The organism is Peribacillus sp. TH16 (genome assembly GCF_016651095.1).
Taxonomy (GTDB): domain Bacteria; phylum Bacillota; class Bacilli; order Bacillales; family DSM-1321; genus Peribacillus; species Peribacillus butanolivorans.
This window is the reverse complement of sequence record NZ_JAEKEM010000002.1, coordinates 1,296,775-1,309,646: the sequence shown is the minus strand read 5'-3', so window position 1 is coordinate 1,309,646 and position 12,872 is coordinate 1,296,775. Positions and strand designations below refer to the sequence as shown.

At 38.9% G+C, this 12,872-nt stretch carries 12 protein-coding genes and 1 pseudogene; 8 read left to right on the top strand and 5 right to left on the bottom strand.

Annotation, left to right across the window (positions count from 1 at the left end; translation table 11 throughout):
* Together JFV29_RS06305 and JFV29_RS06300 are read left to right on the top strand one after the other, a co-directional pair.
* Nucleotides 1-795, top strand: a complete 795-nt coding sequence (locus tag JFV29_RS06305; protein WP_053345008.1) for an NAD kinase — start codon at nucleotides 1-3, stop codon at nucleotides 793-795.
* A gap of 17 nt (nucleotides 796-812) precedes the next feature.
* On the top strand, nucleotides 813-1,712 hold the full coding sequence (locus JFV29_RS06300; RefSeq protein ID WP_201181811.1) for an RluA family pseudouridine synthase: 900 nt from the start codon (nucleotides 813-815) through the stop codon (nucleotides 1,710-1,712).
* Nucleotides 1,713-1,820: 108 nt separating this feature from the next.
* On the opposite strand, the gene prpE is transcribed toward JFV29_RS06300, so the two are convergent.
* The gene (prpE, locus tag JFV29_RS06295; protein ID WP_201181809.1) at nucleotides 1,821-2,564 is read right to left on the bottom strand and encodes a bis(5'-nucleosyl)-tetraphosphatase PrpE; all 744 of its coding nucleotides are present in this window, start codon (nucleotides 2,562-2,564) and stop codon (nucleotides 1,821-1,823) included.
* 114 nt (nucleotides 2,565-2,678) lie between these two features.
* Between prpE and mgtE the strand changes: the two genes are divergently transcribed.
* Together mgtE and fabI are read left to right on the top strand one after the other, a co-directional pair.
* Nucleotides 2,679-4,052, top strand: coding sequence for a magnesium transporter (mgtE, locus tag JFV29_RS06290; protein WP_201181808.1), 1,374 nt, complete (start codon nucleotides 2,679-2,681; stop codon nucleotides 4,050-4,052).
* Between the two features lie 148 nt (nucleotides 4,053-4,200).
* On the top strand, nucleotides 4,201-4,974 hold the full coding sequence (gene fabI, locus JFV29_RS06285) for an enoyl-ACP reductase FabI (RefSeq protein WP_056528230.1): 774 nt from the start codon (nucleotides 4,201-4,203) through the stop codon (nucleotides 4,972-4,974).
* A gap of 28 nt (nucleotides 4,975-5,002) precedes the next feature.
* Here fabI and JFV29_RS06280 read toward each other — a convergent pair whose 3' ends face one another.
* The 3 genes from JFV29_RS06280 to JFV29_RS06270 are packed head-to-tail and all read right to left on the bottom strand — an operon-like array spanning nucleotide 5,003 to nucleotide 8,803.
* Nucleotides 5,003-6,190, bottom strand: coding sequence for a Ger(x)C family spore germination protein (locus JFV29_RS06280; protein ID WP_201181806.1), 1,188 nt, complete (start codon nucleotides 6,188-6,190; stop codon nucleotides 5,003-5,005).
* Nucleotides 6,187-7,710 (bottom strand): spore germination protein, encoded by a 1,524-nt coding sequence (locus tag JFV29_RS06275; RefSeq protein WP_309558768.1) that lies wholly within the window; start codon nucleotides 7,708-7,710, stop codon nucleotides 6,187-6,189. The genes JFV29_RS06280 and JFV29_RS06275 overlap by 4 nt, the downstream gene beginning before the upstream one ends.
* A complete protein-coding gene (locus JFV29_RS06270) occupies nucleotides 7,670-8,803 on the bottom strand; it encodes a GerAB/ArcD/ProY family transporter (RefSeq protein WP_201181804.1) in 1,134 nt (377 codons plus the stop codon). Before JFV29_RS06270 ends, JFV29_RS06275 begins: the two co-directional genes overlap by 41 nt.
* Before the next feature lie 229 nt (nucleotides 8,804-9,032).
* Here JFV29_RS06270 and JFV29_RS06265 point away from each other — a divergent pair, with 229 nt between their 5' ends.
* The 3 genes from JFV29_RS06265 to JFV29_RS06255 are packed head-to-tail and all read left to right on the top strand — an operon-like array spanning nucleotide 9,033 to nucleotide 10,314.
* Nucleotides 9,033-9,347: a hypothetical protein gene (locus JFV29_RS06265; protein ID WP_053345015.1), complete on the top strand. Its 315-nt coding sequence runs from the start codon at nucleotides 9,033-9,035 to the stop codon at nucleotides 9,345-9,347.
* Between the two features lie 11 nt (nucleotides 9,348-9,358).
* A complete protein-coding gene (locus JFV29_RS06260) occupies nucleotides 9,359-9,934 on the top strand; it encodes a hypothetical protein (RefSeq protein ID WP_201181802.1) in 576 nt (191 codons plus the stop codon).
* Nucleotides 9,935-9,948: 14 nt separating this feature from the next.
* Nucleotides 9,949-10,314 carry a DUF1360 domain-containing protein gene (locus JFV29_RS06255; protein WP_053345017.1) on the top strand — a complete coding sequence of 122 codons (366 nt, stop codon included), beginning with the start codon at nucleotides 9,949-9,951 and terminating at the stop codon, nucleotides 10,312-10,314.
* Nucleotides 10,315-10,636: 322 nt separating this feature from the next.
* On the opposite strand, the pseudogene JFV29_RS06250 reads toward JFV29_RS06255, so the two are convergent.
* Nucleotides 10,637-11,981 (bottom strand): annotated as a pseudogene (locus tag JFV29_RS06250) (IS1182 family transposase).
* Between the two features lie 392 nt (nucleotides 11,982-12,373).
* Between JFV29_RS06250 and JFV29_RS06245 the strand changes: the two are divergent.
* Entirely contained in the window at nucleotides 12,374-12,871 is a 498-nt protein-coding gene (locus tag JFV29_RS06245) for a YhcN/YlaJ family sporulation lipoprotein (protein ID WP_098174851.1), read from the top strand.
* Nucleotide 12,872: the final 1 nt, after the last annotated feature.

Here is a 12,872-nt window from a genome sequence, read left to right as displayed (position 1 = left end):
ATGAAATTTGCGATTACGTCAAAAGGAGATGCGAAATCTAATACTTTAATGCAAAGGATGAGAACGTATCTTCAGGACTTTCATTTGGAATATGACGAAGATCAGCCGGATATTGTAATTTCGGTCGGTGGTGATGGTACATTGTTATATGCTTTTCATCGTTATAAGAACCGCTTAGATAAGACAGCCTTCGTTGGAGTACATACAGGTCATCTTGGGTTTTATGCAGATTGGACCCCGGATGAAATTGAAAAATTGGTGATAGCATTAGCAAAAACACCATTTCAAATTGTTGAATATCCGCTACTTGAAACGATTGTCCGATATCAGCATGGAGGACGTGAAGCAAGATTTTTGGCATTAAATGAATCTACAGTCAAAAGTGTTGAAGGAACCCTTGTCATGGATGTGGAAATACGTGGCCAGCACTTTGAGACGTTCCGTGGTGATGGTTTATGTATTGCGACACCGTCAGGAAGCACAGCTTATAATAAAGCGCTTGGGGGAGCGATTGTCCATCCTTCGATTGATGCAATCCAGATTACCGAATTGGCATCCATTAATAACCGGGTGTTTAGGACGGTCGGATCACCACTTCTGCTGCCGGCTCATCATACATGTATGTTCCGGCCCGTCAATGCCGTCAATTTTCAAATCACGATTGATCATTTAACCCTGCTTCAGGAAGATGTAAAATCGATTCAATGCCGTGTTGCTGATGAAAAGATTCGTTTCGCTAGATTCCGCCCATTTCCATTCTGGAAAAGAGTTCATGATTCATTTATTGCTAACTAAGGAGCTCAGATCACTACATGTCAAATCAAAACTTTTCTTTAACTTGGTCGGTTTCTGAAGAGGATTCTGGCTCTTTACTGCGGGAATTTCTCAGCAAATACGATATCTCAAAACGAGCATTAACGGATATTAAGTTTAAAGGTGGTTTAATCAAGGTGAACGGCTTAGAAGTGACAGTGAGGGAGCGGATTAATACTGGTGACAGCGTCACAGTAATATTTCCTCCGGAACAGGCAAGTGAGGGCCTTCTGCCGGAACCCATCCCACTTCTTGTCAGGTACGAAGATGAATTTGTATTGGTAGTTGTCAAGCCTCCTTCTATGAACACGATTCCATCTCGTGAGCATCCCAATGGCAGTCTTGCGAATGGGTTGGCAGGGTATTATAGGAAGATGGGAATCCATGCAACGATTCATATTGTTACAAGACTTGACCGTGATACATCGGGTTTGGTTTTAATTGCCAAACATCGACATATCCATCATCTTTTAAGTGAGCAACAAAAATCTGGACAAGTTAAACGGCGATACCAAGCAATTGCTGAAGGACTTGTTAACGGACCAAAAGGAATGATAGAGGCGCCAATCGGACGGAAATCGACCAGCATTATTGAAAGGGAAGTTCGGGAGGATGGCCGCTATGCCTGTACTCTTTTTGAGGTATTAGCCCAAACTGAAACCTATACATTTCTTAATTTGGAGCTCCTAACTGGGAGGACACACCAAATCAGGGTCCATATGGCTCATATTGGACACCCGCTTGCTGGGGATGATTTATATGGAGGACACAGGGAAATGATCGCCCGTCAGGCCCTGCATTGTTTCGAATTAAAATTTCTTCATCCTTTTACCAAGAAGGTGATGTTGTTTCAAGAAAAATTACCGCAGGATATGATACATTTGCTTGATGGGAATTAATGGTTGAGAGGTCATTGCATTTGTAATGAAGGTAAAACGTCAAAAATAAGAATATAATTTAAATCTGTCGTCACAAAAGAACTCACCAAAATGGCGAGTTTTTTTTGGTTAATCAAAAGAAGTCCTGAACTTCTCTGCTATATAAGGCATTGTTGAAGGCACATCTTGAAGATCCATTTCAGGATAACGGACAGCAGTTAGTTTTCCACCGAAGACACAGCCTGTATCAATGTTGTATGTATGATTGACTTGTCTTGCCTCCGGAACCGGTGTATGCCCATACACAATCCAGGCTTTCTCTTTGTAGTACTGGGCCCAGTCCTTTCTGACCGGCGAGCCGTCTGGATGCTTGGTGCCATTGATATCTCCGTAAAGGACAAAAGTTTTTACTTTACTTCCATATTGACCGATATAATCGGCCCGAATACCAGCATGCGCAATAATTAAACGGCCCTCATCGATGAGTTGATAGAGTGGGGATCGTTCATACAAATCGATGAATTTTTTTCGGATTTTCTTCTGCTCCCGAACGTTTAAGGATTGATATTCAGCTACTGTAGTCTCTAAACCATGAGATACTTGCACTTTATTGCCTGAAAAATAACGATACAGTTTATTGCAATGATTACCTGGAGCATATAGCGCAATATTTTGGTTAATGACTAATTCATAGACCACTTCAATTACACGGAGAGAATTTGGGCCGCGATCGGTTAAATCCCCTACAAAGCCAAGAATTCTTCCCGAGGGATGGACAGGTATGCCGCTTTCCCAGGTATATCCCATTTTTTCTGTCAGCTGCCTAAATTCGGTGAAACATCCATGGATGTCCCCAATGATATCAATGTTCATTTGTCACACCCTTTGTTTGTTTTGTATATGTTTATGGTATTAGTATAGTATTATTTAAAAAAATAAAATATAAACGAGGAAATTAAAAAATAAGTTTATTGGAGGTGTTTAGTTATGGAAGAGTTGAGGGAACTGGAAAGAAATCAAATGAATAATGAACTATTGCTTGACGCACTTAAAACAGAAAACCTAGATCAGTTCCGCACGGAGTTCCTAGAAATGCATCCATACGATCAGGCTCAATTTTATACAAGCTTGTCGGATGAATTTAGGTCAGTTGTGTACAAATATTTATCTCCGGAAGAAATGGCTGGTCTATTTGAAAACATTGAAATAGATGAAGACGATTACGAAAGTCTCCTCGCTGAAATGAATCCTTCTTACGTAGCTGATATGCTATCCCATATGTATGCGGATGATGCTGCAGACGTGTTGAATGAGATAAATGATGAGCAGGCCGTTAGCTACTTGACGATCATGGATGATGAAGCAGCTAGTGAAATCCAGGAGCTTCTAAACTATGAGGAATCTACAGCAGGAAGCATAATGACGACAGAGTTCATTGCTATTGAGGCGAACGAAACGGCTCGCTCAGCGATGCAGATTTTGAAACGGGAAGCACCGCAAGCAGAAACGATTTATTATGTATTTGTTACAGACCAAGATAAGAAACTGCTTGGTGTGTTATCGCTCCGGACCTTGATTATCGCTGATGAAGAGGCTTTAATTAGTGATTTAATGGATGACAGGGTAGTATCCGTCCCTGTAACAGAAGATCAAGAAGAGGTGGCCCGTAAAATAAGGGATTATAATTTCCTCGCTGTACCGGTCGTAGATTTTCAAAACCATTTGTTAGGGATCATTACAGTTGATGATATCATCGATGTCATGGACGAAGAAGCATCCGATGATTATTCTAAATTAGCGGGTATATCAGATCTTGACCACGTCGATAAGAGTCCATTTTCAGCTGCAAAAAAACGGCTGCCATGGCTGGTCATTCTCTTGTTTTTAGGTTTGTTGACTGCGAGTCTGATTGGTCGATTTGAAGAGACACTAAGCCAAAAAGCCATTCTTGCTGTTTTTATTCCATTGATTGGTGGCATGGCTGGAAATACAGGAACACAAGCACTGGCAGTAGCGGTTAGAGGAATTGCAACAGGGGAATTAGAACAGGAAAGCAAGTGGAAACTGGTCCTTCGAGAGGCTGGAACTGGCCTTATTATTGGTCTAACATGCGGAATTGCCATCATTTTTATCGTCTTTTTTTGGCAAGATGATTTTATGCTTGGATTATTAGTCGGTATTTCGATTTTCATTACTCTAATCGTTGCCACACTTGCAGGTTCACTTGTCCCGCTCCTCATGCATAAAATGAAGATTGACCCAGCGGTAGCTTCCGGTCCTTTCATTACAACCATCAACGACCTTATTAGTATACTGATTTACTTCGGATTGGCAACATTATTCATGGGGTATTTACTGTAGCGAAAAGGTTAACCACTCGCTAACAGGATTTCAAAATGTTTAATGCAAGCAGTAGATTAGAAAACGGTGTTTTTCTCACCATAAATTTGTTATACTGTCATTAGTAGCAGGTACTAATAACTTGTATCAAAATAGGAGGTCACATACGATGACTTTTTCATTAGAGGGAAAAACGTTTGTCATAATGGGTGTTGCCAATAAAAGAAGTATTGCTTGGGGAGTGGCCCGTTCCTTACACAAAGCAGGTGCCAAGTTGATATTTACTTATGGGAAAGAACGTACAGAAAAGAGCGTCAGGGAGCTATCTTCCACTTTGGAAGGTGAGCCTGCAATCATATTGCAATGTGATGTAACAAAGGACGAAAGCATTGAAAAATGTTTTGCGACGATCAAGGAAGAAGCAGGTATCATTCATGGTGTAGCACACAGTATCGCATTTGCAAATAAGGAAGAGCTGGACGGTGATTTTGTTAACACGAGCCGTGAGGGTTTCTTGCTTGCTCATAATATTAGTTCGTTCTCTTTAACAGCTGTAGCTAAAGCAGCGAAAGAAATTATGACAGAAGGCGGCAGTATTGTCACAATGACGTACCTTGGCGGTGAACGAGTTATGCCAAACTATAATGTAATGGGAGTGGCTAAGGCGTCACTTGAAGCCAATGTACGTTACTTGTCGAGTGACCTTGGTAAGGATAACATTCGTGTGAATGCAATTTCTGCTGGTCCAATACGTACATTATCTGCAAAAGGAGTACGTGATTTTAATACAATCTTGAAGAAGATTGAAGAAGAAGCACCGCTCCGTCGTACGACGACACCTGAAGAAGTGGGAGATACGGCTGTGTTTTTACTCAGTGACATGTCCCGCGGGATTACTGGTGAAAATATTCATGTGGATTCCGGTTACCATATAATCGGATGATAGAAGGGGACCAATCAAGGTCCCCTTTTTATTGATTTTCAATTCCTTTATCCTTCTGTCCATCAAAGATTGGTGTTAATCTTTGTTTTCCGGTATCTTGAATTTCTACATCAATCTGGATAGACCTGAGTGTGTCTTCTTCTAATGGAATTCTCCCTTTGATTTCAATTTTCTTCCAAGCTTTATTATCCTTGCGGTAGAGTGTTTCAGAAAGCCTGAGGAGGTCGATCTCCCTTTTTTGTGTATATTGATACGTTTTATTTATTTCCTTTTTGATAGAGCGCATTATTTCTTTTTCATATTGTTTACGTGTTATATCCATTATCATCATTTCAACACTAGCTTTAAGTTTCATTTTTACATCAAAACGAACTGTTCCATTTTTCTCTACAACAGGAATTATTTTAGTCTTTTTATCGTAAATAACAACAAATGCGTCATTTTTAGTTTCTGGGAAAATGGTTAAGTTGTCCCGAACGAAATCTTTATTGAACCATCTTCCTCCATTCATCACCTTCTTAGGTAGAATTGTTTTTATTTTATTTTCTGAAATGATAGCTACCCTTTCTATTAATAAATCCTGCTTCTTTTCATTCTGACCGGTCCATTGCTCTGTGATTTTTAATTGTGGAATCGCCACTTGATGAGCAGGTTCATCAAGTTCAATAATGAGTTCTCTTAAATTAATAGGTGGGATAAAAGAGCTTTGCTTATAGTTACCATCTGGATCGCTTAATTTTGAAAAGGCCATGGAAACATTTTCGATAGGAGAAATGAGCATTGCATCTTTAAGTGGGTCTTTAGCCATAAAAAAGTAAATCCGGTAGCGTGTTTCGCGGTAGCGGTCCAAAAAATCAGCAATATACTTGAGGCCGCCTACTTTCATGGCTTCTTCCGAAAAAATTACAAAAGAGAGATGACCCCAATAAATACGGCGATCGGTCGTATGATACAAATTAAATATGGCTTCGTCCAATGTGTTTCCGGTAGCGCGCCCAACATCTGCTTGGCTAAGTGAACTGAGGTCTCCTCTTGCTTCCGATCTTGCTAACCCTTTCACGTTGATAATTTGAAGGTAAACAATGACCTTCCCGTCTTTGTAATCGATTCCTAAACCGTTTGCATAAACGAGACGTTCAGGTTCATTTGAATCCCAGCAGCCTGAAAGTATAGTAACGCACAACAGTAGGAGGAGTGTATTTTTCATTTTTTTCATTTTTGTCCATCATCGCCTTTCCTCGTAGGATCTTTTGAAGAAAAGATAGAAGGGCGTTTTTTATCCAAAGAGGGAGGTATCTGAAAAAGAGTTTTTACAATATTGGACAAGCTTAAGTTGGCGGTCACTTCCATGTAAGGAACACCTAATATTCGGATATTACATACATACACACATAGAAATAGAGCTACCAGCATAAATGCAAAAAGTCCTAAAAAAGAAGCAGAAATAATAGCTAGGAGCCTTATTAAGCTGATGACGCCATTGATGGATTGATTGACCAATGTGTAAGTAGCGACCGCTGAACCAGCAATGACTACGAGCATGGCGGGACTTGTCAAACCGGAACGAATTGCTGCATCTCCAATGATTAAAGCACCCAATACACTTAATGTTGGCCCGACTGAAGTAGGTAATCGCATGCCTGCTTCTTTGAATATTTCAAACACGATGACCATGGTAATCGCTTCCAATGAAGTGGGAAGTGGCAATCCCCTTCTTGATTCGACTACAGTAGCAAGCAGAATCAGTGGAATTTGGTCTTGATGAAAGGTGGTTAAAGCAACCCAAAATCCTGGCAAAAGCGCAGCGACAAAAATGCCAAATAATCGAAGAGCTCTTTCAAAGGAAGCATAGATAGACGTGTATTCATGATCTTCCGATGTTTTTAACACAATAAATAGGTTGATGGGTGTGATCATTGTGTAGGCAACGCCATCAATTAGAATTAATAGTCGGCCTTTTAAAAGGCATTGCACTGCAAAATCAGGCTTACCAGAATAGTCATGCCTTGGAAAGAGAAAAGAGGGCTGCTCTTCAATTAACTCCATAAATTGATTGCCCCCATATATCCCATCTATATCAATTGCTTCAATCCTTTTAGCTACAGTTTGAACCATTTCAGAGTCAGAGATATCATCCATATATAACAGGGCAACTTTAGTCAATGTTCGCCTGCCCACTTCGAAGTATTTTACACTTAAGGAATTTGTTCGCATTCGCTTTCGAATTAAAGCGACATTAATGGATAAATCTTCAATGAAATTATCTCTCGGCCCTTTTATAGTTACTTCTGTAGTTGTTTCCTCAGGACTACGCTGGGGTCGATTTGCAATGTTTACAGAAACCAAATAGTCGTATCCTTCAAAGTAAATCAATAATTTCCCAGAATAGATATCTGCGAACAACTCTTCCTTTGTGTTTATATCAGCAAGTTGAGGAAGATAAAGAGAGTCCTTTATGTCATTAATAGTTAATGTTCCTTTTGGATGTTTGCGGAAAAATAAAGTTAGCCTTTCAAATACAAGATTATTTAACAATTCAGTATCGACAAGCCCTTCACATCCAATTAATGTGACTTTTATCGGAGACTCATCACGATATAAACTGCTTTGGAAAAATACATCTCCTGAACTATGAAAAATTTCTTTTAAATCGTATTCGTCTTTTATTACGAGCTTCTCTGATTTTTCAATTTTACTATTCGGTTTGGATGGTTGCTTTTTCATTTTTTTGAACACCGGATGAGGACCTCCTTTTTCTACGATTACTGAAGAAAACAAAAATACTTAAAAGTATGGAAACCGCTAAAAAGAACCAGAATGTAATCGGCATAATAAATGTTTTAATAATGTCATATAAAATGACATCACTGAAGCTAAATGAATTGGAAACGATAAGAATAGCTGAATAGATAATGAGCAATTTCGTTTTGTTTCGCTTGTTTTTTATAGATAGCACTTCAAGTGATAAAAACAGGAAAAAGGATACCCTTATGAAGGCTCCAGTTAACCATTGGTAAATCGACAAGAAGTCAAGATGCTCAATGAATCTTCCCAAGGTGACTAATCCCCATTGCTCAAAGGCAGGGTACTTTTGTCTTGAAGCTTCGATTGGACCGAATTCAGTAATGGAGCCAATAAGGGGCCCAAGGATAAGCCAGGTAAGGATAAAGGTATTTATAACAAATACTTTAAATTTTATTTTCCCATGAACTTTTTGTTGCAAACAGAGAAACACGATCAATTCAATAAGCCCAGACAAAGGATAAATAATACCTGCAAAAACAGGAGACCAGCCATGTTCAAGAATTGGTTGCAAAAGTGAATAATTTTTAAATTGAATATTTGTGATTGCTACAAAAAAACCAAACAAGATTACCGCCGATAATACGAACGTATTGACAATAGCAATCGTTTGTATGTTTGTTGAGGCAAGGAAAAGGCATAAACCTGTAAATAGGATTATTTCAAAAATCGGTGGAGTTACGGGCAAGTAGGATACCTCTGTCCAAACAACCATCTCTTTCAATGAAACCGCAGCTAATGAAGTGAAAAAGAGACTCACAGTAATGGATAAAATCCTGCCTGGTACCTTCCCGATATTTTTTTCCACCCATACAAATATATTTGCCTGACCTGTGGCTTTATGGATATAGAATAAGAGCAGACACCAAATCAATATCAGGCCAAAAGCAAATAGAACAGAAATCCAGGCATCCCTTTTGGCAGCCGGTAACAAATGAGGAAGAATCGTTACATGGTTTTTCAGTCCGATCGCAGTCATTACGATTAAAGATAGTTGTACGATTGAAATTTTACCATTTTTAACCATCTATAATATACTCCTTTAATAACCATTATTTTTTTAGGTTACTCCATTAACCCCCAGCTTATCCAAGTTTTAATGAGTGTCCCTTTTTTAGGAGAAGGGCACAACACCAGCATAAAAAAGGGTGAATTTCATATAGTTGATACATAGAGCAGATATTCATTGTTTGGGGAAAATCAGCAGAATCCTGTTTTCTACCTTATTGGGTCGATGAGAAAAGGAGGAGGACATCATGGACGTGAAAAAGGATCGTCTGCCTTGTACTGTTGGTAAGCAAACAGTACACAATACTCCGAAGAGCCAAATAAATTTGAATAGAGAAAACTTCACCACTTCGTTTAGTACCGAAGAAATGGTGGAGTTATTGTCCCGACTTCCAGCCTTTGCACCTAAACCAGTTTGTAAGTTCATCATCAATGGTCGTACAATGTTTGGTAAGTTGGAACATAAAAAAGAATCCAGTCTTTTTATTAGGCATAAATTTGGTAAAAAGGTTGTTCAATACCATATAGAGCAGCTGCAGTCTGTGGATATTCTGAAATATTAAGGAGGATTTGCATGTCAGAGAATAAAAGCGATAAGGACTCCAAACCCCTTTTATATGTCAATCAGGCTAAGATATCGGATCAACGAGGGAATATGCAAAGTGATTACCGAACGAAAAAAGGTACACATCAGGAAACGGTAGAGCATGAATCTGTGGAAACGGAGCAGGGAGAAGAGAAAATAGAAAAAATCAAGCGGGAATTTGGAGTATTTGATGCTATGAAAGAAATTGAATCAGAAATTACGGCTATTAAAAAAATTACTGATCAATATGTTCCAGAGCAGCCATCAGTTGAGCAAACTGAACTTCCTGTACAAGAAGAAAAGGAAAAGGTTGTAAAGAAGAAAAAGAAAAAGGTGGAGGATAAGGTGGAGAAAAAGGAATCCTCAAGTGAAATCATAACTCGTCTATCCAAGCATCAAGGTTATCCAAAGCCGGTATGTGAGGCGGTTATTAACGGAGAAACGCTTAAGTTTCAGGTATTGGGAATGAGGGGGGAATCAGTGAAAATTAAAAGAGGAAATCATATTCGCTTCGTCGGTCTCCCGAATATTATTGATGCCAAAATTATTGAAGAATCCAAGTGAAGGAGCAGAATTGAATGTTTCTCTCACAGCATGAGTTCACCTTAATACTTCTATTAGGTTTAGCTTCATTTAGGCTGACACGCTTAATTGTTTTCGATAAAATTATGGAACCTTTGCGCCGTCCTTTTTTTAAAGAGATAGAAGAAAAGAATGAAAAGGGTGATGTGGAGATTTATTTAATTCCTAAGGAAAAGGGTTTGCTTGGCTGGTTTGGACAATTGCTAAGCTGTTTTTGGTGTGTGGGTATCTGGGTCAGTCTATTTCTGGTTTTGCTTTATCTACAACAGTTATTTATAGGGGAAGTGCTGATTTTAATCCTCGCAGTTGCCGCAGTAGGGTCAATCTTAGAGGTTATAATCAGCAGAATTTTGGACATTTGATTGGAAACAACTTGTCTCTTCAATCATATAGTATGGTATAGAGGGAAAAGGGGGAGTCACAATTGAATAACAAGCAAAGTCCATGGACGTATGCAAAACCGGTGAAAAAGGAACAACCGGTCAAAATAAAAAAAGACTGTGGCTGCAATAATAATAATAATAAAAATAAGGGCTATTGAATGAAAAAAAAACCTTTCCGAATTGGGAAGGTTTCAGTTTGTAGACAAAAGGGGTCCAGAATGTTTTAATTCTGGACCCCTTTTGAAATTCCCTTTGAATTTTGATCAAGATTAAGAGATTGGGCCTCTACGAGCCCACTTTATTAAGCCATTATTGGACCTTGCCATGTCCAATTGGCAATCTTCTTTAAATTCATGGCAGCGAATGTAAGCATCGCCTGCATCGACAATTTTTTAAGTCCCCTTAAAGTAGTCCAACGCATACCATGCTTTTCTTTTGCATCTGCGAATACACGCTCTATTGTTTCTTTGCGTTTCGCATATATAGGTTTTACATCCTTGTGGTGACTGCTTCTTCCATATAATTTTGCCAGATATGGCGTGTCACCACTTTTTGATGGTCTTTGCTTACTGTACACTGTGATAAAAATGAGCATGTCAAGTGTGTTTGGGTGATTTGTACTCGCGATAGCCCTCTTTATTTGTTGTTGAGTACTTTAAAATCTCGCCCGATGGGCAGAGATAACAATTAAAATGTTCATCGTAAACATAGTCATGCTTGCGAAAGAACCCTTCTTTTGTTCGTGGACGTGTATAGGGTAAAGCTGGTGTGATTTCTTTCCCAAAAAGGTAGCTTGTAATGGCTGGTGTTTTGTAAGCTGCATCTGCGGCAACAGCTTCAGGTTTTCCAACTTTCTCAATCACTTGTTCAACAAGAGGCTCTAAGATATGACTATCATGCGTATTTCCTGGTGTTACAATCGTCCCCAGCACAAAACCGTTGCGGTCTGCAGCCGCATGAAATGAATAGGCAAACTGTTTTGTTCGTTCATCTTTTACATAGTAGCCACTCTCAGGGTCAGTTGAACTTTCTTTAATTTCTTTGGTTTCTTCTTTATCAAATTTATCCGGTGGAAAAGGCTTCTTTCCATTGTTTTCACGATCTTGATTTATTTCTTCTTGAAGGCGTCCTTGATATGCTCGTGTTTCCTTACGAACGATTTTCTTTTCGAATTTCCGCTTATTCGCACTGGCTTTCACATGTGTTGAATCAACGAATACGTGCTCTGCACTAATTAACTTTCTTTCTGAGGCTGTCATTAAGATACGATAAAAAATCTGTTCAAACAGGTCTGTATCTTTAAAGCGAAGCTCATAATTTTTCCCGAACGTTGAGAAGTGAGGTACTTTATCATGGAAACCGTAACCTAAAAACCAACGGTAAGCCATATTCGTTTCAACTTCTTCAATCGTTTTACGCATCGAACGAATACCGAAGGTATATTGAATGAATGTCAATTTAACTAAAATAACTGGATCAATACTTGGGCGGCCTATCTCTGAATACATCTCTTTCACCAAGTCATAAATGAAAGTGAAGTCAATGGCCCCCTCAATTTTACGAACCAAATGGTTCGCTGGCACCAGTTGATCCAAAGTAATCATTTCAAGTTGATCTCGCTGAATAGAATTATGTTTCGAAAGCATCGTCATCACCACAAGTTTTAATACTCCTATATTAAAACAAAAAAGACTGTAGGAAAAAGTGTTTATTTCTAATTGTTAAAACAAAGTTGATTGGAACGGAAGGTGCGAGACTCCTGCGGGAAAAGCGTGTCCAAGGGAGACCCCACAGGCGCAAAGGCGCCGAGGAGGCTCCCTGACCGCCCGCGGAAAGCGAGTGCCCTACGTTCCAATCAACGTTCGAATTTTTACAACCCCTCAAAAAAACTGTAGACAAACTCGATTTTCATCGAGTTTGTCTACAGTCTGAAACCTTTCAGAATTGGGAAGGTTTTTTTATTTCCTAATCCTACCATTCATAAAAAAACAGTTAAACAAGAAAATAAAAATAGAACAATAAATTAGGATGTGATTCTATGTTCAGACGAGGAAGTTATTTATATGTTATCTGGATGGTTTTTGCAGTAGTTGTGTGTTTGCTAACAGCCTGTAGCAGTAAAGGAGACGGAAAAACAGAAAACTTAGCGTTAATTAAGCGCACGAATCCTGAACCGATGGATATCATTAATGGAATGGATGAAAAGGATGAAAAAGGACTCATTTCAAAGGTCAAGGAGACAGTAGCCAACGAAGACACCATCTATGATGTAATCGTGGTGAAAAATGGAAAAAAGATTATCGTCGCCTATAAAGTTAAGCACTTGAAACGTTTTCATATGAAAAAAATTGAAAAGAACGTGACTGGCAAGTTGGAAGAAAAGTTTCCAAAGTATGATTTTATCGTTTCGAGCGATTATAAAATCTTTTTGGAATCTTTAAGATTGAATGAGTTTCTTAAGGAAAAAGAGGTTCCTGAGAAAAAGGCAATAAAGAAGTTCAAGGAAATTGAAGAACTTCAAAAAGAATTAATATAGA

Excerpts from the sequence above, each read along its gene's own strand:
- JFV29_RS06255 (WP_053345017.1), top strand. The coding sequence starts at position 9,949 with ATGTTTCTCTCACAGCATGAGTTCACCTTAATACTTCTATTAGGTTTA.
- JFV29_RS06260 (WP_201181802.1), top strand. The coding sequence starts at position 9,359 with ATGTCAGAGAATAAAAGCGATAAGGACTCCAAACCCCTTTTATATGTC.
- mgtE (WP_201181808.1), top strand. The coding sequence starts at position 2,679 with ATGGAAGAGTTGAGGGAACTGGAAAGAAATCAAATGAATAATGAACTA.
- JFV29_RS06265 (WP_053345015.1), top strand. The coding sequence starts at position 9,033 with ATGGACGTGAAAAAGGATCGTCTGCCTTGTACTGTTGGTAAGCAAACA.
- JFV29_RS06245 (WP_098174851.1), top strand. The coding sequence starts at position 12,374 with ATGTTCAGACGAGGAAGTTATTTATATGTTATCTGGATGGTTTTTGCA.
- JFV29_RS06305 (WP_053345008.1), top strand. The coding sequence starts at position 1 with ATGAAATTTGCGATTACGTCAAAAGGAGATGCGAAATCTAATACTTTA.
- JFV29_RS06300 (WP_201181811.1), top strand. The coding sequence starts at position 813 with ATGTCAAATCAAAACTTTTCTTTAACTTGGTCGGTTTCTGAAGAGGAT.
- fabI (WP_056528230.1), top strand. The coding sequence starts at position 4,201 with ATGACTTTTTCATTAGAGGGAAAAACGTTTGTCATAATGGGTGTTGCC.
- prpE (WP_201181809.1), bottom strand. The coding sequence starts at position 2,564 with ATGAACATTGATATCATTGGGGACATCCATGGATGTTTCACCGAATTT.
- JFV29_RS06280 (WP_201181806.1), bottom strand. The coding sequence starts at position 6,190 with ATGAAAAAAATGAAAAATACACTCCTCCTACTGTTGTGCGTTACTATA.
- JFV29_RS06270 (WP_201181804.1), bottom strand. The coding sequence starts at position 8,803 with ATGGTTAAAAATGGTAAAATTTCAATCGTACAACTATCTTTAATCGTA.